Source organism: Variovorax sp. LjRoot175, from assembly GCF_964253805.1.
Taxonomy (GTDB): Bacteria; Pseudomonadota; Gammaproteobacteria; order Burkholderiales; family Burkholderiaceae_C; genus Variovorax.
In genome coordinates this window covers 4170603-4195438 of record NZ_CAXURY020000001.1, presented here as the reverse complement: position 1 = coordinate 4195438, position 24836 = coordinate 4170603, and the positions used below count along the sequence as shown (strand labels likewise).

Below are 24836 nucleotides of genomic sequence, written 5' to 3'. Positions count from 1 at the left end.
ACATGACGAACAAACTGAAGGTCGCAATCATCGGCCCGGGCAATATCGGCACTGACCTGATGATCAAGGTCATGCGCAACAGCAAACACCTCGAGATGGGTGCGATGGTCGGGGTCGACCCGAAGTCCGATGGGCTGGCCCGCGCCGAGCGCTTCGGCATCGCCACTACCGCAGAGGGCATCGAAGGGTTGGTGCAGCTCGGCGTGTTCCGCGACATCGACATCGTGTTCGATGCCACCTCGGCCGGTGTCCACAAGCGCCACAACGAGGTGCTGCAGGCCCATGGCGTGCAGGTCATCGACCTGACACCCGCTGCCATCGGCCCCTACGTGATCCCCGCGATCAACCTCGATGCCGAGAACGCCAGCAACATGAACATGGTGACCTGCGGTGGGCAGGCGACCATCCCCATGGTGGCCGCCGTGTCGCGCGTTGCCAAGGTGCACTATGCCGAGATCGTCGCATCGATCTCGAGCAAGAGCGCCGGCCCCGGCACGCGCGCCAACATCGACGAGTTCACCGAAACCACCCGGGCCGCGATCGAGAAGCTCGGCGGCGCAGAGCGCGGCAAGGCGATCATCGTGCTGAACCCGGCGGAGCCGCCGTTGATCATGCGCGACACGGTGCTCGTACTGTCCGAAGCGGCCGACCAGGCGGCGGTGGAAGCCAGCATCGCGCAGATGGTGGCGAGTGTGCAGACCTACGTGCCTGGTTACCGCCTGAAGCAGCGCGTGCAGTTCGACGTGATCCCCGCCGACCGGCCGCTCAACCTGCCCAAGCTCGGCTTGCGCCATGGGCTCAAGACCTCGGTGTACCTCGAGGTCGAAGGCGCCGCGCACTACCTGCCGGCCTACGCCGGCAACCTCGACATCATGACCTCGGCCGCGCTCGCGTGCGCGGACCTGATGGCGCAACGACGCATCGCCAGCGGCATCGCTCGCGGCCTGAAGGAGCTTGCATGACCGCGGGCAAGAAGCTCTACATCAGCGACGTCACCCTGCGTGACGGCAGCCATGCCGTTCGCCACCAGTACAGCATCGCGGACGTCAAGGCGATATCCGCGGCACTGGACGCTGCCGGCGTGGACAGTATCGAGGTCGCGCATGGCGACGGGCTGGAAGGCTCCAGTTTCAACTACGGCTTCGGTGCGCATACCGATGTCGAATGGATCGCGGCAGTGGCCGAAACGGTCAATACCGCAAAGGTCGCAACCTTGCTGTTGCCCGGCATCGGCACCACGCACGACCTGCGCAACGCCTACGATGCAGGCGCGCGCATCGTGCGCGTCGCAACGCACTGCACCGAGGCCGACGTGTCTCGCCAGCATCTGGAATATGCGCGCGAGCTCGGCATGGATGCGGTGGGTTTCCTGATGATGAGCCACATGACCACGCCGAAGAAGCTGGCCGAGCAGGCGCTGCTGATGGAAAGCTATGGCGCAAGCTGCGTCTACGTGGTCGACTCCGGCGGCGCGCTCGGCATGGACGACGTGCGGGACCGGTTCCGAGCGTTCAAGGAGGTGCTGAGAGCCGATACGCAGACCGGCATCCACGCGCACCACAACCTGGGCCTTGGCGTGGCGAACTCGATCGTGGCCGTGGAAGAGGGCTGCGATCGCATCGACGCCAGCCTGGCCGGCATGGGCGCCGGTGCCGGCAACGCGCCGCTCGAGGTGTTCATCGCGGCGGCCGAGCGCCAGGGCTGGCGTCACGGCACCGATCTCTACAAGCTGATGGACGCGGCCGACGACCTGGTGCGCCCGCTGCAGGACCGTCCGGTGCGCGTCGATCGCGAGACGCTGGCGCTGGGCTATGCGGGCGTCTATTCGAGCTTCCTGCGCCATGCCGAAGCGGCCGCGAAGAAGTATGACCTGAAGACCGTGGACATCCTCGTCGAGCTGGGCGCACGCAAGATGGTGGGCGGCCAGGAAGACATGATCGTCGACGTGGCGCTCGATCTGCTTCGCAGGTCCGAGCACGACCGTGTGCAGTCCGGACTCGCGATGAGCTAGGCAGCGAGGTGCCAGCTGAGGCGATGAGTGCGCCCAGCTCGGCACTCCACTGCGGTGCGCTCCTACATGCATTGCCGAGGGGCGCGGTGTACGTTGTCATTCCAACCGAAGGAGGCACGTCATGGCCACTCAGCAGACACCGTCCCGTCCACGGTCCACTGACAAATCGAAGGTTCTTCCCGAGAGCCCGGCAACCATTGTCCCTGCGGAAGCCGATAGTGACAGCGAGTATGCCGACGCGACCGAATCCACGGGCGGCAGCGCCGCCGACCAGGCAGACGCGGTCAAGCCGGTCGGGGATGAGAACGCCCCAGGTTCCGTCAAGCGCAAGGAGGCCTCGATGGAGCCGGGCCACAGTGGCTTGGTTGTCGGAGGCTTTTGACGCACGTCCGTCTGATCGGCGTGAGTGCACGTTCGCATCTGGGTCGCAGGGCGGAAGTCCTTGATGTCAAGGATTGCCATCCGCCTCGGTGCGGCGTATCTTGGCTGCCGAGAAGGAGCGATCCATGCCTTCACCAACAAGCTTCGTACGAAGAGACAAGCGCGGCGCGCCCCCGATGCGCTCGAGCTCATCGAGCTACGCCGGAGCAATGACGCCGCCATCGGATGCCGAGTTGTGCGAGCGCGCCGTGCTGGCGATTTGGCGCAGTTTGGACGAGCACGATCTCGTGGACGAGCGGGTACGAGCCGACCTGGCAGGCGTCCTTGAGCCGTTGGTCGCTCTTGCCCTGGGAGATCGTCCGCAACGGTTGATCAGCACGCTCAGGTTGCCAAACCCGATCGATGCGTCCCACCTGTATTGGCTCACTCGCCGGCTCCTGACTTTCGTCCCCGAACTGCAAGCCATGGCCGCCAAGCCGGGAGGCGATGGACCTCCGCCCCTCGCCTGACGCGATGTCGTTCGAGGCGTCTTCGACCGAAGCATCGGCCCCTGCGCGGTGAGATCGGGTTGGCGTGCGCCGTGACAGCGGTCACGCGGGCGTTCAGAATAGCGTTCGCCACTACCCAAGGAGGAGCTGGCCCTACCACCGGCGCTGCGGGACATGCTGCGGCTCACATGCCGCGACGCCTATCGGAGTCGCTCGTGACGAAACGTAAAGACGACGAAACGCTGTCGCGCCCGGCGCGTCAGCCTTTCGAGCGGCAGGTCGAGGCCTCGCTGCGCGAGCACGCCGACCTGCTGAATCTCACGCACGACGCCATGTTCGTGCGCGACATGGAAGCAGCGATCAAGTACTGGAACCGCGGCGCCGAGGAGATGTATGGATGGACGGCTGAAGAGGCGCTCGGCAAGTCCGCGCCCGAGCTGCTGAAGACCATCTCCACCGTGCCGCTCGAGCAGATCGAATCGCAGGTGCTGAGCACCGGACGCTGGGAAGGCGAGCTGGTGCATTACAGGCGAAACGGAACGCCGGTGGTCGTGGCGAGCCGCCTGGCATTGCAGCGAGACGAGCAGGGCGAGCCGGTGGCGATCCTCGCGACCAATACCGACATCACGCAGCACAAGCGGGCCGAGGAGGCCCGGCAGGATCTCGAGGAGCAATGGAGAGCGGCCTTCGAAGCCAATCCCACGATGTACTTCATCATCGATGCGGCCGGCGCGATCCTGTCGGTGAATCCCGTCGGCGCAGAGCAGTTGGGTTGGCGCGTGAGCCAGCTGATCGGCCAGCCGGTGCTGAACGTGTTCTACGAAGCCGATCGGGCGTTCGTCCAGGGAAACGCCGAGCAGGCTTTCCGGCAGCCGGGGCACGTGATGCGCTGGAAGGCGCGCAAGGTCCGCAAGGACGGCACGATGCTGTGGGTCCGGGAGTCGGCGAACGCGGTCGTGCTGAGGGGCGGGCCGGTGCTGCTTGTGGCGTGCGAGGACATTACCGAGCGCAAGCACGCCGAGGAGGCGTTGCGCGAGAGCGAGGAGCGCTTTCGCACGCTTGTGAAATTCTCTTTCGACGTGTACTGGGAGAGCGACGCCCAGCATCGCTTCACCCGGCAGGAGTATTCCGCCCAGTTCGACCGCGCGCCGGCGCCGGGCTCGGAGATCGGCAAGACGCGGTGGGAAGTGCCCTATCTGGGGCCGGACGAGGAGGCTTGGCGCCAGCACCGCTCAGCGCTCGATGCCCATGTCCCGTTCCGCGACTTCGAGCTCGCCCGGGCTACGTCCGACGGCGGCATACGCCATGTGTCGGTATCCGGGCTGCCGATGTTTGACGAGGCGGGGCGCTTCACGGGCTACCGGGGCGTCGGGCGGGACATCACCGAGCGCAAGCGCGCTGAAGATGCGCTGCGCCGGAGCGAGAAGGAGCTTCGGGAGGTGCTCGAGACGATGCCGGCGATTGCCTTCGTCACCAACGCTGATGGCTCCGGTGTGCTCGTCAACCGGCGCGGGAGCGAATACACCGGCTTTTCGCTCACCGGGGCGAACTGGCTGGCTGCAATTCATCCCGAAGATCTGCCCGGCTACGTGCAAGCGCGGGCGCATCACATGGCGACCGGCGAGCCTTTCGAGCAGGAAGCGCGTGTTCGTCGCGCGGACGGCGAATACCGCTGGTTCCTGAGCCGCGCCGTGCCGATGCGCGGCGAAGGTGGAAGGATTCTGAAGTGGTATGGAATCCTTACCGACATCGAAGACCGGAAGCGCGCGGAAGAGGAACGCCGCGCGCATCTGTGGTTCCTGGAAAGCATGAACCGCGTCAACCGCGCCATGCAGGGAACCAACGACCTCGAGAAGATGATGAGCGATGTGCTCGATGCAGTCCTCGACATCTTTGCTTGCGACCGGGCATGGCTCACCTATCCGTGCGATCCGGAAGCTGGCTGCTGGCGCGCGGTCATGGAACAGACGCGGCCTGAGTTTCCCGGCGCGTTCAGCCTGGGCGCCGAGCTGCCCCTCGATGCGGATGTCGCCACGGTGTTCCGGACAGCGCGCGCTGCGAGCGGAGCCGTGTCATTCGGTCCTGGCTGCGAGCTCCAGGTGCCGGCGCAGCTCGCGGAGAGTTTCAGCATCAGATCCGTGCTCGCCATGGCGCTGTACCCCAAGGCCGATCAACCTTACCTCTTCGGGCTGCACCAGTGCTCGCGCCCGCGCGCCTGGACGGTGCAGGAAACGCGGCTGTTCGAGGAGATCGGACATCGGCTTGCCGACGCGCTCACCAGTCTTCTCATCTTCCGCAGCCTGCGCGAAAGCGAGCGCAAGCTCGAAGAGGCGCAGCGCATGGCGCATCTCGGTCATTGGGAAGCCGACCTGGACAGCGGTCGCGTGACCGCCTCGGAAGAAGCCTACCGCATCCACGGCCTTAAGCGGCCCGAGTCCGGGCAATTGGAAGGCCGGTTGCTGGACCTCGTCCATCCGGACGACCGGGAACGGGTGAAGCAGGCCAATGAGGCCGGCGTGCAGGGCGGTCCGCGCTTCGACATGGAATACCGGGTGGTGCGTCCGGACGGCGAGGTGCGCGTGGTCCACAACAGCGCCGACGTGGCGCGCGACCCCTCCGGCCGGCCTCGGCGCTTCTTCGGCATCGTGCAGGACATGACGGAGCTCAGGCATGCGGAAGAGGAGCTGCGCGAAAGCGAAAGCCGATACCGGCACATTTTCCAGGGCGCGAGCGTTTCGATCTGGGAAGAGGACTTGTCCGCGGTCGAGGCGGCCATCGACGAACTCAAGGCGCAGGGCGTGCGCGACTTGCGCCGGCACCTGGCCACACATCCCGAGTTCGTCCGGCAGGCCCTCGCCCTGGTGAAGGTGCTCGACGTCAATGACGCAACCATCGAGCTGTTCGGGGCGCGGAGCAAGGAGGAGCTCATGGTGTCGCTCCCCAAGCTCGTCCTGCCGGAGACCGAGCAGGTGTTCGCAGAAGAGCTGTGCGCCCTGGCAGAGGGCCGGACTTCCTTTACGGCCGAGACGGTGCGCGGAACGCTGAAGGGAGACAAGTTGTCCGTCCTCCTCACGATCGCGTTTCCGCCTCAGCCGGCCAAGTTCGGCAGCACGCTCGTGAGCATCATGGACATCACCGAGCGCAAGCGGGCCGAGTACTTGACGCGGCAGATGTTCGAGAGTGCCTCCGATGGCGTGGCCGTGATCGGCCGGGATTACCGCTATCAAAGGGTCAATGCGGTCTACGAGCGCAACTGGAGGATGCCGGCCGAGAAGATCGTCGGCATGCATGTCGCCGATCTCCTCGGGACCGACGTCTTCGAGCGCACCGTGAAGCCGAGTCTCGACCGCTGTCTCGCCGGAGAGCAGTTCACCGTCGCAGAATGGTTCACGACCGAACTGGGGCGCTTCTACCTGTCGGTGTCCTACTCGCCGCTGCGGCTCGATTCGGAGCGCCTGGAGGCAGCGCTTGTGATCACGCGCGATCTCACTGACCACGTCCTCGCGTCGGAAGCCCTGCGCGAGGCGCAGGCGGCGCTTGCGCGAGTGAACCGCGTGACCACGCTCGGCGTGCTGGCGGCCTCGATCGCGCACGAGGTCAACCAGCCGCTCGGAGCCATGGTCGCAAGCGCGGGGTCCTGCGCGCGCTGGCTCGCAGCCCAGCCGCCCGAGCTCGAAAAGGCCCAGCGTTCGCTCGGACGCATTGCCAGGGACGGCAAGCGCGCGAGCGAAGTCATCGACCGCATCCGCGCCCTGGTCATGCGCCAGCCGCCGCGCCGGGACCGCGTCGACGTCAACCAGACCATCCTCGACGTGATTGCGCTCACGCGCGACCAGATGCGCCGCAACGACATTGCGCTCGAGAAGACGCTTGCCGACGGCCTGCCGCCCGTATGGGGCGACAGGGTGCAGCTCCAGCAGGTGATCCTCAATCTGATCGTCAACGCCATCGAGGCCATGAGCGCGCCCGGCAATCGCCCGCGACAGCTGGTCATCGGCGCGAGCGAAGCGGAGGGCGGCGTGTGCATCGAGGTGCGCGACTCGGGCCCCGGCATCGCGCCCGAGATCGCGGACAAGCTCTTCGAGCCCTTCCATACCTCCAAGGCGCAGGGCATCGGCATGGGGCTTTCGATCAGCCGGTCGATCGTCGAGGCCCATGGCGGCCAGCTCCGGACCGCGCCGAACCTGCCCCACGGCACCGTGTTCCGGTTTTCGCTGCCGACCGGGGAACGGGAGCCGTGATGGCAACCGAGCGGACCGTCGTCTTCGTGGTCGACGACGACCTGGCCATGCGCGAGGCGCTTCAGGACCTCCTCGCCTCCGTCGGCATGGACGTGCGCCTTTTCGCCTCGACGCAGGACTTCCTGCAGGCGCAGCGCCCGGACGCGCCCGGCTGCCTGGTGCTCGACGTGCGGCTGCCCGGCGCAAGCGGATTGAGCTTCCAGGAAGAACTCCCGCGAGCGGGCGTCGATCTGCCGGTGATCTTCATCACCGGGCACGGCGACATTCCGATGACGGTGCGCGCCATGAAGGCCGGCGCAGTCGAGTTCCTGAGCAAGCCCTTCCGCGACCAGGAGCTTCTCGATGCGATCGATGCTGCGGTCGAGCGGCACCGCGCGCAGCGCCGCGAGACGGCGCTCGTCGCGGAGCTCCGGCAACGTTTCGCCGCGCTCACCCAGCGCGAGCGCGAAGTCATGGCGCTGGTGAGCACCGGGCGCGTGAACAAGCAGATCGCGGCCGAGCTGGGCATCAGCGAGGCCACCGTCAAGGTCCACCGCGGGCAGATCATGCGCAAGATGCAGGCGAAATCCCTGGCGCAGCTCGTGCGCATCGCGGACACGCTCGGCCTCTCCAACCCGAGGCCTTAGGCGCCTAAACCAAAGTCGTAGCGCACGTGACGCACGTGCAATGGTCTTGCGCGCGCAATCGGCCTAGTCTTGCGTCAACGTTCAAGAAGACCTGCAAGGAGATCCAAGTGCGCAACAACCCGACCGTAGCGATCGTGGACGACGATGAATCGGTTCGAGACACCACGAAGGACCTGCTCGACTCTGCTGGCCTGTCCGCCGCCACCTTCGACTCGGCCGAGAGCTTCCTGCAATCGAAGGGCACGTGCGCCATCCAATGCCTCATCGCCGACATGCGCATGCCGGGGATGACCGGGCTCGAGCTGCACGGCCGCCTGGCCGCCGCCGGCACCCCGATTCCTACGGTCCTCATCACCGCCTACCCCGACGAACGGGAGCGCGCGCGCGCCTTGAAGACGGGCGTGATCTGCTTTCTCGCAAAGCCCTTCAGTGCGGAAGACCTCCTCGCCTGCATCCAGACCGCCCTGCGCGGACGCGATCCTGCGTGAGGCGCACGACCATGCTTCCCGGAGCTGCTTCATCGAAATGAACCACGAGGACACCGCCATGCACGCCGCCCGCCATTCATCCGCTGCACAGTCCGCCTTCGAGCTGCGCTTTCCCTCGCTCAGCGGCACGGGCCGCGCCCTGTCATTTCCCTGCGATGCCAGCGGCTCGGTGCAAATGGACAGCTTGAGCGAGCGCGCGCTGAACAACTACCTTCTTGCGCGCGCACTGACGGGCCGCGACTACGGGTGGCCCAGCGTGCAGGCCTCGTGCCAAGTGCAAAGCTGAAGCGAAGGAGCAAAGCCATGAGCGATCGATCTGCCGAAATCCCGGACGGCGAGGTGCCCTTCCAGGATCCGACTCCCCACGCGTCGCTCGGCGGCGAAGGAGTCGCAGCGAAGGCCGACAGCGCAGTGAAGGTCATCATCGGCGTAGCCTCGCCTGCGCTTCTGTGCGGCCTCGAATCGCTGGTGAGCGGCACCGCGGGCCTTGCTTTCGGGCGCTCGGCGCCCACACTGGACCGTTTGCTCGTCTGCTGCATGGAGGCCGAGGACTGCATCGCTCTGGTGGATCCGACCCTCGGTCCGCAGGGGCTGCGCGCATTCATGCAATTGCTCCGCATGATGGCTGCCAGGGTGCGCGTCGTGCTCATCAGCGACATGCATTCGCCGCACATGGTGCGGGAGGCGATCCGGTGGGGCGCCAGCGGATTCGTCGAGAAGACGGCCCAGCCCGCCGAGATCCGCGCCGCGCTGGTCGCGGCCGCTCGCTCGCAACGCTACCTTTCGCCGCGGATGGCGGCGGACCTGGCCGATTCCTTCGTGCTGCAGGACCTGACCCCACGCGAGATGGATGTGCTCGCCCTCCTCACGCGCGGCGACTGCAACAAGCTCATTAGCTCATTGCACCCGAATTGGCGGTGACCGGAGCTTTCACGATATTCCGCCCGCCGCACGGCCGGAAGACCCACATGCAATCGCTGCAAGACCTCCTCTATGAAAAGAGGGCGGGGATCGCCTACGTCACGATTAACCGCCCGCAGGCGATGAACGCGCTGAGCCACACGGCGCTCGACGAGCTGAGATCGGTGATGGAGGACGCGCGAGGGGACCCCGTCGTCCATGGCGTGATAGTGACCGGCGCGGGCGACAAGGCCTTCGTCACCGGGGCCGACATCACCGCGGGCGCGTCGATTTCCGCCATCGACGCGCACGCGTTCACGCGCAGCGGCCGGCTTGCGTTCGATCTGATCGAGCAGCTCGGCAAGCCGGTCATCGCCGCTGTGAATGGCTGCGCGTCGGGCGAAGGGTGCGAACTGGCGATGGCTTGCACCTTGCGTCTTGCAACGGCGCATGCGAGATTCGGCGGCCCGGAAGCGAAGCCCGGTTTCGTTCGCGGCTTCGGCGGGACGCAGCGCCTCCTGCGTCTCGTCGGCAAGGGCCGTGCGCTGCAGCTCATTCTCACGGCGGACACGATCGACGCGACAGAAGCGCACCGGAACGGCCTCGTCAACGAGATTGTCGATGCAGACCAGCTCATCCCCCGTGCGGAAACGATCCTCAGCCAAATGGGGGCTCATCGAACTGGAACAGGGGAAGCAGCGTCTGCGAGCGCCAGCCGAAGCTGATCACCGTGCGCGAGATGATCCATCGCGCGACCAGCGAGATGGGTTTCGCAGGCGAATCTGCCACCGGTCGCAGAGAATCTTCATCCTTCTACGACTCTGTTCCCGGCAAACAATGAAGACGCTTCAACTTGCAACAGGCACTTCGCTGCCCGTGCTCGGCCTGGGCACCTGGCGCCTGGGCGAAGACCGCGCGCTGCGCCGCACCGAGATCGCCGCCGTGCGCGCGGCCATCGAGATGGGCTACCGCCTCATCGACACCGCCGAGATGTACGGCGAGGGCGGCGCCGAAGAAGTGGTCGGGCAGGCGATCGCAGAGGCGCTGCGCGCCGGCGACGTGACGCGCGGCGAGCTCTTCGTCGTCAGCAAGGTCTATCCACACAACGCGAGCCGCAAGGGCACGCCGGCCGCTTGCGCGCGCAGCCTGGCGCGGCTGGGGCTGGAGCAGATCGACCTCTATCTGCTGCACTGGCGCGGCGAATACACGCTTGCCGAAACCTGCGAGGCGATGCGCGCGCTGGTCGACGGCGGGCGCATCCGGCATTGGGGCGTCAGCAACTTCGACACCGGCGACATGGACGAACTGGCCGCCGTGTGCGGCGAGCCGCTGGACTGCACGGCGAACCAGGTCTATTACTCGGTGCGCGAGCGCGGGCCCGAGTTCAGCCTGCTGCCCTGGCAGCGTGCCCGCGGCATGCCGCTGATGGCCTACAGCCCGATCGACCAGGGCGCGCTGGCGGGCGATGCGGCATTGAAGAAGACGGCGCAGCGGCTCGGCGTCACGGCGGCGCAGCTTGCGCTGGCCTGGGTCATTGCACAGCCCGGCGTCGTCGCCATTCCGAAGGCGGTGCGCGAGGCGCATCTGCGTGACAACCTCGCTGCTGCCGAACTGCAGCTCGGCGACGAAGATCTCGCCGAGATCGATAGACTCCATCCCCCGCCGCGGCGCAAGAAGCCGCTTTCGATGATTTGATCCCGACGACCCAGTACGCAACTACCGAAACCCCGATGACTCCTTCCGTACGCCCCGTCACGCAGAACGACCACGCCGCCTGGCGGCCGCTTTGGGACGGCTACAACGCCTTCTACGGCCGCCATGGCGCGACTGCGCTGGCCGAGCACGTGACGCAGACGACCTGGCAGCGCTTCCTCGATCCGGAGGAGCCGATGTTCGCGCTGGTCGCGGAAGACGAGGGGCAGCTCGTCGGGCTGGCCCATTGCGTCATCCATCGCAGCATGACCCGTGTCGAGCCGGTGTGCTATCTCTCCGACCTGTTCACGCTCGAATCCCGGCGCGGGCGCGGCATCGGCCGCCTGCTGATCGAGGCGGTCTACGAGCAGGCGAAATCGGCCGGCGCCTCGCGGGTCTACTGGCAGACGCACGAATCGAACGCCGCGGGCAGGCTGCTCTACGACAAGGTCGCGAAGCACCTTGGATTCATCGTCTACGCGAGGGAGTTTTGATCACCATGCCCACGGAGAATCCGATGCAGTTCGTCGCATGCACGCACGACACCCACGCCGTTGCGATCCTGGAGATCTTCAACGATGCCATCGTCAGCTCGACCGCCCTCTACGACTACAAGCCCCGCACGCCGGAGAGCATGGTCGGCTGGTTCAAGACCAAGGAGGCGGGCGGGTTCCCCGTGATCGGCGCCATCGGAGAAGACGGCGGGCTCCTCGGCTTTGCCAGCTATGGCACTTTCCGCGCCTGGCCCGCGTACAAGTACTCGGTCGAGCACTCGGTCTACGTTCACAAGGACCACCGGGGAAAAGGCCTGGGCCTGCTGCTCATGCAGGAACTGATCGCGGCTGCCAGGGCGCAGCAGTATCACGTCATGGTCGGCGCCATCGACCTGGCCAACAAGGGCAGCATCGCCCTGCACCAGAGGCTAGGCTTCGAGCACGCCGGAACCATCAGGCAGGCCGGATTCAAGTTCGGCCGATGGCTCGACGTGGACTTCTGGCAGCTGGTGCTCGAAACGCCGGCGAATCCGGTCGACGGCTAGCCTGCGTCCTTCAGGCCAGCAAGGCCTTCACCAGATCGAGCTGCCGGTCCGGCACCCCGCTCGTGAGCTGCAGATTCGCCTCGATGCGCGACAGGTGATCCGTCATGCAGGCCACGGCAGCCTCCACGTCGCCGCTGCGGCATACGCGCAGGAAGTCCGAATGCTCGTCCGAAGAGCAGTGCGGATCGTTGGAGGAGTGGTAGAGCATCGCGATCAGCGAGCTGCGCGCGACCAGTTCGCGCACCAGCTCGGCCAGCGTGCCATTGCCCGCGGCCTCGGCCAGCGCGACGTGGAAATCGCCCAGCAGCTTTTCGCGCACGGTGCCCGTGGTCGTGGAGCGCAGCGCGCTGCGCTCGAACTGGATGTGCTGCTCCAGCGCGCGGTAGTCCGCGGGCCGGGCCTTGGCGATGAAGAGGCGCACCACTTCGCTCTCGAGGATGCGGCGCACGCCGAAGACCTCGCGCGCTTCCTGCACGCTGGGCTTGCTGACGAAGGCGCCCTTGTCCGGAATCATCTCGATCAGCTTGTCCTTGGAAAGCGTCAAGAGCGCCGCGCGGATCTTGGTGCGGCTCACGGCATAGACGCGCCCCAGCGCCTCCTCGCGTAGCCAGGTGCCGGGCGGCAGGCGCTTCTCGACGATGGCGGTGGCGATGTCCTGCGCGATGCTTTCGATGGTCGCGCTCTTGTCGGGCGCGGCGGCCGCTTCGGGAACGGCCGCCGGCGTGGTCGTGGTTGCTTTGGTGACGCGGGGCATGGCGCGATTGTGGACGAGCGGCGCCGCGTCGCGCGCGGGCTTCAGGCCGCGCGTTTCAGCGCCGGCGCCGGAGACGGCAGCGTGAAGCCTTCCAGCAAGCCGGCGACCGGCTTCGGCAGCGGCTGCGCCAGCTCGCCGCGCTTGCTGGTGCAAAGCCGCAGGTTCACGAGCGATTCGATCAGCTGCGTACTGGCTGCCACGCCGTCGACCACCGGAACGCCCAGCACCTGGCCGATGTGCGCGCACAGGTCGGCCATGCCGGCGCAGCCGAGCACGATGGTGTCGGAGCCGTCTTCGTCGAGCGCACGCCGGCATTCGTCGACGATGCGCTCGCGCGCCTTCGAGCCCGGCGCCTCCAGCTCGAGCACCGGAATTTCGCAGGCCCGCACGTTGGCGCAGAAGCGCTTCATGCCGTAGGCCTCGGCCAGGTGCCAGGCCTGGCCCGTGGTGCGGCCCAGCGTGGTCACCACGCTGAAGCGAGTGCCGACCAGGCTGGCCAGGTGCATGGCCGCCTGCGCGATGCCCACCACCGGCCCGCGCGCCAGCTCGCGCGCGGCCGCGAGGCCCGGATCGCCGAAGCAGGCGATCACATAGCCGTCGATGCCTTCGCGTTCGCCGGCGGCGATCTCCTGCAGCAGGCCGGGCACCGCCAGCGCCTCCTCGTAGTGGCTCTCGATCGAGGCCGGGCCCATCGAGGGGCTGACCGCCACGATCTCGGTGCCGGGCCGCGCGACCGAGCGCGCGCAGGCGCCGATCTTCTCGGTCATGCTCCAGGTGGTGTTGGGGTTGATGATCTTGATGCGCATGAAAGTTCAGGGCTTGCGGTTGAGGAGGGCGTAGATCACGAAGCCGAGGCCCATGCCGATGAACCAGGCGTAATTGGCGGCGCCGCGCCAAGCCGGGATCAGCACGCACAGGATCGGGATCAGCGCCGAAGGGATCATGGTCCACACGGCCTTCAGGTTGTAGCCCTTGCTGTACCAGTAGCGGCCCTTGGGGCTCAGCGTGTAGAGATCGTCCACCACCACCTGCTGCTTGCGCACCAGGTAGAAGTCGGCGATCAGGATGCCAAACAGCGGACCAATGAAGGAGCCCAGGATGTCCAGCGTGTAGTGGATCACCTCGGGGTTGTTGTAGAGGTTCCAGGGCGTGAGGAAGATCGAGCCCACCGCGGCGATCATGCCGCCGGTGCGCCAGCTGATGTGCTGCGGCGCGACGTTCGAGAAGTCGAAGGCCGGCGAGACGAAGTTGGCGACGATGTTGATGCCGATGGTGGCGATCATGAAGGTCAGCGCGCCCAGCACGACGGCGGTGGTGCTGTCGATCTTGCCGACCGTGTGCACCGGGTCGGTGATCAGCTCGCCGAAAACCGGCAGCGTCGCGGCCGTGGTGATCACGGTGAGCAGCGAGAAGAACACGAAGTTGACCGGCAGGCCCCAGAAGTTGCCCTTTTTCACCGCGTCGAAGCTCTTGCTGTAGCGCGAGAAGTCGCCGAAGTTGAGCATCGGGCCGCTGAAGTAGCTCACCACCAGCGCAATCGCCGAGAGCATCACCGGCAGCGCGTCCCAGCCCTGGAACTTGACGCCGCCCAGGTTGAGGTCGATGCGGCTCCAGCCGGCCTTCCACACCAGCCAGCCGCACAGGATCGTCATCACCACGTAGACCCCCGGGCCGGCCCAGTCGATGAACTTGCGGATCGCTTCCATGCCGTGCCAGAACACGAAGGCCTGCAGCACCCACATCACCATGAAGGCCAGCCAGCCCAGCGCCGACAGGCCTGCGAAGCCGTGCAGCTTGACGTCGGCGTACGGCGCGAGGTTGGGGATCAGGTGCAGCGCGAGCACCATGAAGGCGGCCGAGGCCAGGTAGGTCTGGATGCCGTACCAGGCCACCGCGATCAGGCCGCGGATGATGGCCGGGATGTTGGCGCCGCGCACGCCGAAGGAGGCGCGGCAGATCACGGGGTAGGGCGTGCCGGTCAGCTGGCTCGGCTTGGCCACCAGGTTGCAGAAGAACTGCACGATGCAGATGCCCACCAGCAGCGCCACCAGCACCTGCCAGCTCGACAGGCCGAGCGCGAACAGGCTGCCCGCGGTGATGTAGCCGCCGACGCTGTGCACGTCGGACATCCAGAAGGCGAAGATGTTGTATTGGCCCCAGGTCTGCTTCTTGAGCGGCGCGAGGTCTTCGTTGGTGAGGGCGGGGTCGTAGCCCGGCTTGATGAGTGCGTTGGATTCGGTATGCGGCGCATGGCCGGCGATCGGCAGGTCCATGCTTCCTGGGCTGACGGCTGTGTTCACGGGTGTCTCCTCGTGGGGGATGGGCGGATGTCCGAACGGCATGTTCGGTTCGTTGATTGCACCCTATATTTGTATACAAAAAATGGGTGCAATCAAGGAAGATCTGCGGCCTGGTGGTTGGTGTTTACCCTTGCTTGAGGAACAATCGCGCCATGAACCCTGGCGACAAGAACGAGGCGATCGAGTGCCGGCTGGTGCGCTTGCGCGGCCGAGTGCAGGGCGTCGGCTACCGGGATGCCTGCCTGCACCACGCGCGCGCCACGGGCATCACCGGTTGGGTCCGCAACCGCGCCGATGGGTCGGTCGAAGCCATGCTGCAGGGCTCTCGCCGTGAACTGGATGCCATGTGCAACTGGCTGCGCGACGGCGTGCCCGGCGCATGGGTCGACGCGCTCGAGCTCACGCAGGTGCCGCCGCCTTTCGATCGCCTCGATCGTTTCGAACGGCTGCCCAGCTTGTAGAGCAGACGCAAAAGAATCTATCTTTTGTCCTTGTCGAAGCCGCTTCAACCGGCGCGCCCGGCTGGCCACACTCCGGGCCAAAGGAGACAAAGCATGAAAGCCAGCCACTACTTCGCGCGTCGCGCGATTCTTCGGGCCTGCCTGGCCTGCGGCATAGCCCTCGGCGCCCCCTTGGCCATCGCCGCCTACCCCGACAAGCCCATCAAGCTGGTCGTTCCCTATCCGCCCGGCGGCGCCACCGACGTGATCGGGCGCATCGTCGCGCTCAAGCTCGGCGAGCTGCTCGGGCAGCAGGTCGTGGTCGACAACCGCGGCGGCGCCGGCGGCAACATCGGCGCCGAGGCGGTCGCGAAGGCAGCGCCGGACGGCTACACCCTGCTGATGGGCGCGCTGACTTCGCACGCGACGATGGCGACGCTGGAGAAAGGGCGCCTGCGCTACGACATCTCGAAGGACTTTGCGCCCGTCATGATCGTCGGGTCGGTGCCGCTGGTCGTGGTGGTCAATCCGCAGGTTCCGGTCAAGACGCTGAAGGAACTCATCGCCTACGCCAAGGCCAACCCCGACAAGTTGAACTACGCCTCGTCCGGCGCCGGCGCGCCCCAGCGCATGGCCGCCGAAATCCTCCAGCGCGAGACCGGTATCAAGATGACGCACATCGCCTACAAGGGCAGCGGTCCGGCGATGACCGACGTGGTCGGCGGCCAGGTCGGCCTGATGGTCGAGACGGCGCCGGCCTCGCTTCCCTTCATCACTTCGGCCAAGCTTCGTGCGCTGGCGGTCACGACGCCGCAGCGGATCTCGATGCTGCCCGATGTGCCCTCGGCGGCCGAGGCGGGCGTGCCGAACCTCGAAGTCAGTTCCACCTTCGGCGTCCTGGCGCCGGCGGGCACTCCCGCGGCCATCGTGGCGCGCCTCAACGAGGCGCTCGCGAAACTCGTGCAATCGCCCGAAGCCAGGGAGATGCTGCTCAAGCAGGGCGTCTATGCGGCGGCGCCGACGACGCCGGCGAAGTCGGACGAGCAGATCCAGGCCGAGATTGCCCGCTGGAAAAAAGTCATTGCCGACGCCAATATCAAGTCCGACGAATGAGGGCCCACTGAACATGTCCAAAGCCTCCTCCAAGCCCGACGGTACCGATGAACCCTCGGGCATGCGCAAAGGCCTGACCAGCTACGGCGACCAGGGCTTCTCGCTCTTCCTGCGCAAGGCCTTCATCAAGGGCGCCGGCTATACCGACGCGGCGCTCGATCGCCCCGTGGTCGGCATCGCGAACACCGGCAGCGCCTACAACCCCTGCCACGGCAATGCGCCGCAGCTCATCGAAGCGGTGAAGCGCGGCGTGATGCTCGCCGGCGGACTGCCGATGGACTTTCCGACGATCTCGATCCATGAGAGCTTCGCGGCGCCGACGAGCATGTACTTGCGCAACCTCATGTCGATGGACACCGAGGAGATGGTCCGCGCACAGCCGATGGATGCCGTGGTCCTGATCGGCGGCTGCGACAAGACGGTGCCGGCGCAGCTCATGGGCGCGGCCTCGGCCGGCATTCCCTCGATCCAGCTGATTACCGGTTCCATGCTGACGGGCAGCCATCGCGGCGAGCGCGTCGGCGCATGCACCGACTGCCGGCGCTACTGGGGCAAATACCGCGCGGGCGAAATCGACGACGAGGAAACCGCCGACGTGAACAACCAGCTGGTGGCGAGCGTGGGGACCTGCTCGGTCATGGGCACGGCCAGCACCATGGCCTGCATTGCCGAAGCGCTGGGCATGACGATGCCGGGCGGCGCTTCGCCGCCGGCCGTCACGGCCGACCGCATCCGCATCGCGGAGCAGACCGGCGCGCAGGCTGTTCAGATCGCGCGCGACGGCCTGACCATCGACAAGGTGCTCACACCCGCTGCCTTCGAGAACGCGATGCGGGTGCTGCTCGCGATCGGCGGCTCGACCAACGGCATCGTGCACCTCGCCGCGATCGCGGGCCGGATGGGCCTGGACATCGATCTGCACGCGCTCGACCGCATGGGGCGCGAGACGCCCGTGCTGCTGGACCTGAAGCCCTCGGGCCAGCACTACATGGAAGACTTCCACAAGGCCGGCGGCATGGCGACGCTGCTGCGCGAACTCCAACCCTTGCTGCGGCTCGAGGCCATGACCGTCACCGGCAGGACGCTGGGCGAAGAGATCGAACGCGCGGGGCCGGGATTCGCGCAGGACGTGGTGCGCACCGTGGACAACCCGATCTATCCGCAGGGCGGCATCGCGGTGCTGCGCGGCAACCTGGCGCCGGGCGGGGCCATCATCAAGCAGTCCGCGGCGGATGCGGGGCTGATGGAGCACGAAGGCCGCGCCGTGGTCTTCGAGAACATCGAGGACCTGGTCCTGCGCATCGACAGCGACGATCTCGACGTCGCGCGCGAGGACGTACTGGTGCTCAAGAACATCGGCCCCAAGGGCGCACCGGGCATGCCCGAGGCAGGCTACATTCCGATCCCGCGCAAGCTCGCGCGCGCGGGCGTGAAGGACATCGTGCGCATCTCCGACGGCCGCATGAGCGGCACGGCCTTCGGCACCATCGTGCTGCACGTGACGCCGGAGTCGGCCATCGGCGGTCCGCTCGCGCATGTCCGCAACGGCGACCGCATCCGGCTGAGCGTGGCGAAGCGCGAAATATCGCTGCTGGTATCGGACGACGAACTGGCGCGCCGCGCGAAGGAGTCGCCGGTGGTCGAACCGACGGCCGAACGAGGCTATCGAAGGCTCTTTCTGCAGACCGTGATGCAGGCCGACAAGGGCGTCGACTTCGACTTTCTTCGCGCGCCGAAACCTTAAGCACGCCCTTTGCAGACGGCCTGCGCCTCGGCAAGAAGGGCCTTCGCCAGCCCGGCGCGCGGCCCGTGCGTGGCCCAGATCAGGCCCACGCGCCGCACCGGCGCGCGCGCCGGCAGCGCCACGCGTGCGATCGCGAATCCGCTGCTCCACATCGGCCCCCAATCCGGCAGCAAGGCCACGCCCAGCCCCTGGCCGACCAGTGCCGCGACCGCCATCAGGTTGTCGATCTCCAGCCGCTGCCGCACGCCGATGCCGTGGTCGCGCAGGTAGCGGTCGGCCAGTTGTCCGCCCACCACCGAGCGGTCATAGCGGATGAAGGGCTCGGTCGCGAGCAGCTCATGGGCCTTGCGCCGGGCCAGGGCCTTGGGCGCGACCACGACCAGGCGCTCCTCGAACAGCGCCTGGAAGGTGCAGCCCTTGCCGATGGCGAATTGAGGCTCGACCACGATGGCGGCGTCGAGCGCGCCGGTCGTCACCTGCCGGCACAGTTCCACCGAGCTGCCGGGCGCGACGAAGACCGACAGATCGGGAAAGCGCGCGTACAGCCGCTTGAGCACCAGCGGCAGCACGCTGGTCATGGCCGAGACGAACACGCCCAGGCGCAACTCGCCCAGCGACGCGCCGTCGCTGGTGACCGCCCGCAGGTCGCGCACGTCGCGCAGCACGTTGCGGGCGCGATCGAGCATCTTGAGCCCCGCCTCCGTGGGGCGCACGGAGCGGCCGGAGCGTTGGACCAGCGGCAGGCCGATGTCTTCCTCGAGCGCCTTGACGCGCGCGGCGATCGCGGCGGGCGTGAGGTCGAGCCGGCGCGCCGCCTCGGCCATCGAGCCCAGTTCGGCGACGGCGACAAAGCTCTGAAGGTAGCGCGTATCCATCGGCGCGAATGTACAGGCCGGCCCAGCTCAAACCCAAAAAATCTTTTGCTTTGACCGTGCTGGCTTCTTGCCCTCGAGAACACCCGTCATTCGATACTTCATCCGCATGAACTCCCATACGACGAAGCGGCTGCGCGGCGTGATCGCGCCGGTGCTCACGCCTATCAACGACAAGCTCGAGCCCGACGTTGTGCGCTTCATCGCCCACTGCCGCTGGCTGGTGGACAACCATGCGGGGCTGGCGATCTTCGGCACCAATTCGGAGGCGGCATCGCTTTCCGTCGGCGAGCGGCTGTCGTTGGCGCAGGCCTTGGTGGAGGCCGGCATTCCCGCCGCGATGCTCATGCCGGGAACGGGGGCCTGCGCATTGCCGGACGCGGTGGAACTGACCCGCCACGCCACCCGGATCGGCGCCTCGGGCGCGCTGGTGCTGCCGCCCTTCTATTTCAAGGGCGTGTCCGACGATGGCGTGTTCGCCTATTACGCGGAGATCATCGAGCGGGTGGGAAGCGGCTGCGTGCCCATCTACCTGTATCACATCCCGCAGCTCAGCCAGGTGCCCATCACGCTCGACCTGATCGAGCGTCTTCTCGAGCGCTACCCGGGCACGATCGCGGGCGCCAAGGATTCCTCGGGCGACTGGAACAATTCCAAGGCCATGATCGACAACTTCGCCACTGCAGGCTTCGACGTGTTCCCGGCCAGCGAGTCCTTGCTCTCCCAGGCCTTGCCGATCGGCGGCGCGGGTTGCATCAGCGCGACGGTGAACATGAATCCGGCCGGCATCCATCGCCTGTTCGAAGGCTGGCAAGGTCCCGAAGCCGCCGAGCTGCAAGCCAAGGCGGATGCCACTCGCACGATCTTCCAGGCCGCGCCGATGATCCCGGCGATGAAGCACGTGGTCTCCAGCTTCGCTGCGCATCCATCATGGCGCAGGGTGCGTCCGCCGCTCGTCGCGCTGGGCGACGCCGCGGGCGGCGAGGTCCTGGCCCGGCTGGACGCCGCCGGGTTCGACATGCCCGGCTACCCGCGACGCCCTCAGTGAAGTTCTGCACGTTCGCGCCGCGATCACTATGATGGCCTGCCGCCACCGCATCGCAGCAAACCCATGAGCATTCCCACCACCCGCCTGGGCCGCACCGGCCTGACCGTGTCGCGGCTCGCGCTCGGCACCATGACCTTCGGGCTGCAGACCGACGAAGCCGTCTCGCAGCGCATCCTCGACAAGGCGACCGAGGCCGGCATCAACTTCCTGGACACCGCCGACGTCTACCCGCTCGGCGGCACGGTCGAGACCACCGGCCGCACCGAAGAGATCATCGGCCGCTGGCTGCAAGCTAAAGGGCCGGGCGCGCGCCGCCGCTTCGTGCTCGCCACCAAGGCGGTCGGCAAGGTCGGCCCGAACCCCTGGGACCAGGGCGCATCGCGCAAGCATTTGCTCGATGCCATCGACGCCTCGCTCAAACGGCTGCAGACCGACCATGTCGACCTGTACCAGCTCCACAGCGACGACCGCGAGACGCCGCTCGACGAGAGCCTGGAGGCGCTCGATGTCATCGTCAGGTCGGGACGCGCGCGCTACATCGGCGTCTCCAACTTCCTGGCCTACCGGCTGGCGCGTGCGCTGGGCCGCTCCGAGCTGCACAAGCTCACGCGCTTCGTCTCGGTGCAGCCGCGTTACAGCCTCTTGTTCCGCGAGATCGAGCGCGAGCTGCTGCCGCTCTGCGGCGAAGAGGGCCTGGGCGTGATTCCCTACAACCCGCTCGCGGGCGGTCTGCTGACCGGCAAGTACAAGGCCGGCGCCAAGCCCGAGGACAACACGCGCTTCACGCTCGGCACCGCGGGCACGATGTACCAGGACCGCTACTGGAACGAGCGTAGCTTCGCGAGCGTCGCGCAATTGCATGCGCTGGCCGACGAAGCGGGCGTGCCGCTCGCGACCCTGGCCGTCGCGTGGGTGATGGCCAATCCGCTGATCACCGCGCCGCTGCTCGGCGCCAGCCGGCCGGAGCAGCTCGATGCCACGCTCGCGGCGGCCGACTACAAGCTCGATGCGGGACTCAAGCAGCGGCTCGACGAACTCACCGCCGACTACCGCAAGGGCGACGCGCCGCGCTGACACGGGTACGCCGTCACTGGATCACCTTGTCCGCCCGGTTCAGCACCGAGCGCGGGATGGTGAAACCGATGCGCTTGGCGGTCTTCAGGTTGATCAGCAGCTCGAACTTTGTCGGCTGTTCAATGGGAAGATCCGCCGGCTTGGCGCCTTTCAGGATCCTGTCGACGTAGCGGGCGCCGTCCTTGCCTTCCATGCCGTAGCCGGGTCCGTAGGCCATAAGGCATCCGTTTTCCGCATAGTCGCCCCGTGCGCAGATCGACGGCAAGCCGCTGGCGATGGCCAGCTCGGCAATGAGCTTCTGGTTCGAATTGGCGACCGGGTTGAGCGTGATCCAGACGGCGCTGCTGCGCGCCTTGACGGCTTGCGTGAACGCAGCCACGTACTCGTCGACGCTGCTCACCTCCATCGAATAAAGCTGCAGACCCAGCTTCTCCGCGGGCGCCTGGCTGGCTTCCCACTGTGGAATGGAGCCCGGCGCCTTGCGGTCCCAGAGCACCGCGACCCGGCTGGCCTTGGGCATGGTTTCCTTCAGCAGCTCCAGCCTCTTGCCGGCCAGGACCGCCGCCACGTTGGTGATCCCCGTGCTGTTGCCGCCCGGCCGCGCCAGGGTTTCGGCCAGGCCGGTGGTGATCGGGTCGGTGACGCCCATGAAGACGATGGGAATGGTGCCGGTCGTCTTCTTGGCAGCCAGGGCTGCGTTGGTCGTGACCGTGACGAGGACGTCGACGTCCAGTCGGACCAGCTCGGCCGCATGGCCGGGAAGCCGCTCGAAATCCAGGCTTTCATGGCGGTAGTCGATCTGGATGTTCTGTCCTTCGACATAGCCGAGGTCGCGCAGGCCTTGCCGGAATGCCTCGAGCCGGGGTGCGTCCGCGCTGGCCGAAACGGCCGCCAGATAGCCCACGCGCGGCACCTTCCTGGGCTGCTGGGCCTCGGCGACGGGGCCGGCGGCAAGCATCAGCGCGCAAAGAAGAAGCCGCAGGTTCTTGCCGTTCATCAGGTTTCTCCTTCGGAGCTTCCGTCTTCCATAGGCTGATTGGTGGATTTCGCCGAGTCCGCAAAGGCGGAAAATCGGCGCCGCGCCGCTGTGAATGGCGCAGCCAATCGACGACAAAGTGATCGAATCATGAAAGCCCCGGCCGCGTGGACCTCGCTGGGCTTCCGTGGCAACGCGCCATCAGCAGTCGAAATGAAAGCAGCCGAGGAAGATGGCCGTGCCATGCCCGATGTCGCTCTGCCGGCAGAGTCCACGCGCGACATCCACCGCGGGCACCTGTTCCGCAAGTACCTGCTGCTGATCCTCTCCTTGGTCATGGCTGTGCTGCTGGCGTCGGGCGCGATCAGTCTCTACTTTTCCTATCAGGAAAACAAGGCGGCGCTGGCAAGCCTGCAGCAAGTCAAGGCCGTCGGCGCGGCGTCGCGGATCGAGCAATACATCCGGCAGCTCACCGAACAGCTGAGCTTCGCGTCGGTTCCGCTGTTCGACGAAGCGGACCTGGAAGCGCGCCGCATCGAGTTCCTGCGGTTGCTGCGCCAGGTTCCCGAGGTGACCGACGTGGCGCAGCTTGATGGCAGCGGCCTCGAACGGGTTGCGGTGTCGCGCCTTGGCATGGACTCGGTGGGCTCCGGAAAGGATCGCTCGTCGGAAGCGCCGTTCCAGCATGCCCGGGCCGGCTCGCCCTGGTTCGGGCCGGTGTACTTCCACAAGGACACCGAGCCCTACATGACCGTGGCGATCCGGTCGGAAGGCGACAAGAGCGCCGTGACGGTGGCCGACCTCAATCTCAAGTTCATCTGGGACGTGATCTCGCGCATCAGCACCGACGACGCGGGCAAGGCCTACGTGGTGGACCGCAACGGCCTGCTCGTGGCGGACCCGGACATCGGCCTGGTGCTGCGCAAGACCAGCCTGGCATCGTTGCCGCACGTCCGGGCGGCGGCGGCGGCGAAGGCGCCGGGCCCGCAGGCCATGGTGACGCACGACCTGCAGGGCGCGCAAGTGCTGGTTTCGGTGGCGCCGATCGAGCCGCTGGGCTGGAACGTGTTCGTCGAGCGGCCGATGGCCGAGGTGTATGCCAAGCTGAACGCCTCGATCCTGCGCACCGGCCTGCTGTTGCTGGCCGGCCTGATGGTCTCCGCCGTGGCGGCATGGGTGTTGGCGCGCAACATGGTGCGGCCGATCCGCACGCTCGCCGCGGGCGCGCGGCGCATCGGCGAGGGCGAACTGGACGCGCAGATCGTCGTCAAGACCGGCGACGAGCTGGAAGCCTTGGCCGATCAGTTCAACCGCATGTCGGCGCAGCTGCGCGAGTCGTACGGAGAGCTGGAGCGCAAGGTCGAACAGCGCACGGCGGAACTGACGGCGTCGCTCGAATTCCAGACCGCGGCGGCGGAAGTCCTGCGGGTGCTCAGCCACACGCCGTCGGATCTGCAACCGGCCTTGCAGGCGATCGCCGAGCGCTCCGTGCTGCGCTGCCGCGCCGATGCCAGCAAGATCTGGCTGCAGGAGGGCGATCACTTCCGGGCTGTCACCGGCTATCCGGTCAAGGGCGGTTCCGGGCCGGGCCGCGACGATGCCCTGCCGATGAGCGCCAGGTCGGTGGTCGGCCGGGCATTCGTCGAAGGCCGGACGGTGCATGTCGAGGATGTCGCCCAGTTGGTCGATTGGAGGCCCCCGGCATCGCGCAAGGCGCCGAAGCGCAACGACGTTCACACGGTGCTTGCCGTGCCGATGGTGCGCGAGGGCGCGTCGATCGGGATCATCGCCGTCCTTCGCAAGGAAGTGCAGCCCTTTTCGGATGCGGAAGTCCGCCTGGTCGAGACCTTTGCCGACCAGGCCGTGATCGCGATCCAGAACGCGCGGCTGTTCCGCGAGATCGAGAACAAGGGCCGCGAGCTCGAGGTGGCCAACCGCCACAAGTCGGAATTCCTGGCCAACATGTCGCACGAGCTGCGCACGCCCTTGAACGCCATCATCGGCTTCTCGGAGGTGCTGACCGAGCGGATGTTCGGCGAGGTCAACGACAAGCAGATGGAATACCTGCAGGACATCCATTCGTCCGGCCAGCACCTGCTGACGCTGATCAACGACGTGCTCGACCTGTCGAAGATCGAGGCGGGCCGGATGGAGCTGGACCTGAGCTGCATCGACCTCGGCCTGCTCATGGACGACGCACTGACCCTGGTGCGCGAGCGCGCGCAGCGCGACGGTGTGCTGATCTCCCTCGAGATCGGCGATGGACTGACGGAATGGGTGGCCGATGCCCGAAAGGTCAAACAGGTGGTCGTGAACCTGCTGTCGAATGCGGTGAAGTTCACGCCGGCCGGCGGCAGCGTGCGCCTCCGCGCCCGGCGCCTCGATGCGGCCGGCCAAAGCGTCGCCGAGGTCAGCGTGGCCGACACCGGCGTGGGCATCGCCCCGGAGGACCAGGCCCTGGTGTTCGACGAGTTCCGCCAAGCCGGCAGCGACGCTTTGCGCAGGGCGGAAGGCACCGGCCTGGGCCTGGCGCTGGCCAAGCGCTTCGTCGAACTCCACGGCGGAACGATCCGCGTCGAAAGCCGGCCCGGCGAAGGCGCGACCTTCAGCTTCCTTTTGCCGATGCAGGTTCCGGAGGCTGTGATATGA

General features: G+C 66.9%; 24 protein-coding genes. 19 read left to right on the top strand and 5 right to left on the bottom strand.

All coding sequences use genetic code 11. The annotated features are described in order from the left end of the window. Window positions 1-2 precede the first annotated feature (2 nt). The 13 genes from ACSQ89_RS20875 (at window position 3) to ACSQ89_RS20815 (ending at window position 11866) form a co-directional block, all read left to right on the top strand. Window positions 3-962, top strand: a complete 960-nt coding sequence (locus tag ACSQ89_RS20875; RefSeq protein ID WP_436290883.1) for an acetaldehyde dehydrogenase (acetylating) — start codon at window positions 3-5, stop codon at window positions 960-962. Continuing rightward, window positions 959-2011 carry a 4-hydroxy-2-oxovalerate aldolase gene (gene dmpG / locus ACSQ89_RS20870; RefSeq protein ID WP_436290884.1) on the top strand — a complete coding sequence of 351 codons (1053 nt, stop codon included), beginning with the start codon at window positions 959-961 and terminating at the stop codon, window positions 2009-2011. Before ACSQ89_RS20875 ends, dmpG begins: the two co-directional genes overlap by 4 nt. Before the next feature lie 121 nt (window positions 2012-2132). Next, window positions 2133-2393 (top strand): hypothetical protein, encoded by a 261-nt coding sequence (locus ACSQ89_RS20865; protein WP_436290885.1) that lies wholly within the window; start codon window positions 2133-2135, stop codon window positions 2391-2393. Between the two features lie 124 nt (window positions 2394-2517). Further along, the gene (locus tag ACSQ89_RS20860; protein WP_436290886.1) at window positions 2518-2901 is read left to right on the top strand and encodes a hypothetical protein; all 384 of its coding nucleotides are present in this window, start codon (window positions 2518-2520) and stop codon (window positions 2899-2901) included. Window positions 2902-3095: 194 nt separating this feature from the next. After that, window positions 3096-7121 (top strand): PAS domain S-box protein, encoded by a 4026-nt coding sequence (locus ACSQ89_RS20855; RefSeq protein WP_436290887.1) that lies wholly within the window; start codon window positions 3096-3098, stop codon window positions 7119-7121. After that, on the top strand, window positions 7121-7747 hold the full coding sequence (locus ACSQ89_RS20850) for a response regulator transcription factor (protein WP_436290888.1): 627 nt from the start codon (window positions 7121-7123) through the stop codon (window positions 7745-7747). Before ACSQ89_RS20855 ends, ACSQ89_RS20850 begins: the two co-directional genes overlap by 1 nt. Window positions 7748-7854: 107 nt before the next feature. After that, a complete protein-coding gene (locus ACSQ89_RS20845; RefSeq protein ID WP_093102820.1) occupies window positions 7855-8235 on the top strand; it encodes a response regulator transcription factor in 381 nt (126 codons plus the stop codon). A 58-nt stretch (window positions 8236-8293) separates the two neighbouring features. Beyond that, window positions 8294-8521 (top strand): hypothetical protein, encoded by a 228-nt coding sequence (locus ACSQ89_RS20840; RefSeq protein ID WP_093103245.1) that lies wholly within the window; start codon window positions 8294-8296, stop codon window positions 8519-8521. A 17-nt stretch (window positions 8522-8538) separates the two neighbouring features. Beyond that, window positions 8539-9156 (top strand): response regulator transcription factor, encoded by a 618-nt coding sequence (locus ACSQ89_RS20835; protein ID WP_093102821.1) that lies wholly within the window; start codon window positions 8539-8541, stop codon window positions 9154-9156. Window positions 9157-9203: 47 nt separating this feature from the next. Then, on the top strand, window positions 9204-9860 hold the full coding sequence (locus tag ACSQ89_RS20830; protein ID WP_436290889.1) for an enoyl-CoA hydratase-related protein: 657 nt from the start codon (window positions 9204-9206) through the stop codon (window positions 9858-9860). Between the two features lie 112 nt (window positions 9861-9972). Next, the gene (locus ACSQ89_RS20825; RefSeq protein WP_436290890.1) at window positions 9973-10830 is read left to right on the top strand and encodes an aldo/keto reductase; all 858 of its coding nucleotides are present in this window, start codon (window positions 9973-9975) and stop codon (window positions 10828-10830) included. A gap of 35 nt (window positions 10831-10865) precedes the next feature. After that, window positions 10866-11321 carry an N-acetyltransferase family protein gene (locus ACSQ89_RS20820; RefSeq protein WP_436290891.1) on the top strand — a complete coding sequence of 152 codons (456 nt, stop codon included), beginning with the start codon at window positions 10866-10868 and terminating at the stop codon, window positions 11319-11321. A gap of 23 nt (window positions 11322-11344) precedes the next feature. Continuing rightward, window positions 11345-11866, top strand: coding sequence for an N-acetyltransferase family protein (locus ACSQ89_RS20815; RefSeq protein WP_436290892.1), 522 nt, complete (start codon window positions 11345-11347; stop codon window positions 11864-11866). 10 nt (window positions 11867-11876) lie between these two features. Here ACSQ89_RS20815 and ACSQ89_RS20810 read toward each other — a convergent pair whose 3' ends face one another. The 3 genes from ACSQ89_RS20810 to ACSQ89_RS20800 are packed head-to-tail and all read right to left on the bottom strand — an operon-like array spanning window position 11877 to window position 14893. Beyond that, the gene (locus ACSQ89_RS20810; RefSeq protein WP_093102828.1) at window positions 11877-12620 is read right to left on the bottom strand and encodes a GntR family transcriptional regulator; all 744 of its coding nucleotides are present in this window, start codon (window positions 12618-12620) and stop codon (window positions 11877-11879) included. 41 nt (window positions 12621-12661) lie between these two features. Further along, window positions 12662-13426: an aspartate/glutamate racemase family protein gene (locus ACSQ89_RS20805; protein ID WP_436290893.1), complete on the bottom strand. Its 765-nt coding sequence runs from the start codon at window positions 13424-13426 to the stop codon at window positions 12662-12664. Between the two features lie 6 nt (window positions 13427-13432). Further along, window positions 13433-14893, bottom strand: a complete 1461-nt coding sequence (locus ACSQ89_RS20800) for an NCS1 family nucleobase:cation symporter-1 (RefSeq protein ID WP_436291119.1) — start codon at window positions 14891-14893, stop codon at window positions 13433-13435. A gap of 179 nt (window positions 14894-15072) precedes the next feature. Here ACSQ89_RS20800 and ACSQ89_RS20795 point away from each other — a divergent pair, with 179 nt between their 5' ends. The 3 genes from ACSQ89_RS20795 to ACSQ89_RS20785 all read left to right on the top strand — a co-directional run bounded on the left by ACSQ89_RS20795 (window position 15073) and on the right by ACSQ89_RS20785 (window position 18217). Further along, on the top strand, window positions 15073-15381 hold the full coding sequence (locus ACSQ89_RS20795) for an acylphosphatase (RefSeq protein WP_436290894.1): 309 nt from the start codon (window positions 15073-15075) through the stop codon (window positions 15379-15381). Window positions 15382-15474: 93 nt separating this feature from the next. After that, window positions 15475-16473, top strand: a complete 999-nt coding sequence (locus ACSQ89_RS20790; protein ID WP_436290895.1) for a Bug family tripartite tricarboxylate transporter substrate binding protein — start codon at window positions 15475-15477, stop codon at window positions 16471-16473. Between the two features lie 13 nt (window positions 16474-16486). Continuing rightward, window positions 16487-18217 carry an IlvD/Edd family dehydratase gene (locus ACSQ89_RS20785; protein WP_436290896.1) on the top strand — a complete coding sequence of 577 codons (1731 nt, stop codon included), beginning with the start codon at window positions 16487-16489 and terminating at the stop codon, window positions 18215-18217. Here ACSQ89_RS20785 and ACSQ89_RS20780 read toward each other — a convergent pair. Then, the gene (locus tag ACSQ89_RS20780) at window positions 18214-19092 is read right to left on the bottom strand and encodes a LysR family transcriptional regulator (RefSeq protein WP_436290897.1); all 879 of its coding nucleotides are present in this window, start codon (window positions 19090-19092) and stop codon (window positions 18214-18216) included. The two genes, ACSQ89_RS20785 and ACSQ89_RS20780, sit on opposite strands and share 4 nt — an antisense overlap. 106 nt (window positions 19093-19198) lie before the next feature. Here ACSQ89_RS20780 and ACSQ89_RS20775 point away from each other — a divergent pair, with 106 nt between their 5' ends. Together ACSQ89_RS20775 and ACSQ89_RS20770 are read left to right on the top strand one after the other, a co-directional pair. Next, the gene (locus tag ACSQ89_RS20775) at window positions 19199-20137 is read left to right on the top strand and encodes a dihydrodipicolinate synthase family protein (protein ID WP_436290898.1); all 939 of its coding nucleotides are present in this window, start codon (window positions 19199-19201) and stop codon (window positions 20135-20137) included. A gap of 63 nt (window positions 20138-20200) precedes the next feature. Then, window positions 20201-21211: an aldo/keto reductase gene (locus ACSQ89_RS20770; RefSeq protein ID WP_436290899.1), complete on the top strand. Its 1011-nt coding sequence runs from the start codon at window positions 20201-20203 to the stop codon at window positions 21209-21211. A 13-nt stretch (window positions 21212-21224) separates the two neighbouring features. Here the strand turns inward: ACSQ89_RS20770 and ACSQ89_RS20765 are convergent, their stop codons facing one another. Next, complete coding sequence (locus tag ACSQ89_RS20765) at window positions 21225-22208, bottom strand: ABC transporter substrate-binding protein (protein WP_093102842.1); 984 nt, start codon at window positions 22206-22208, stop codon at window positions 21225-21227. 129 nt (window positions 22209-22337) lie between these two features. Between ACSQ89_RS20765 and ACSQ89_RS20760 the strand changes: the two genes are divergently transcribed. Continuing rightward, window positions 22338-24836, top strand: a complete 2499-nt coding sequence (locus ACSQ89_RS20760; RefSeq protein ID WP_436290900.1) for an ATP-binding protein — start codon at window positions 22338-22340, stop codon at window positions 24834-24836.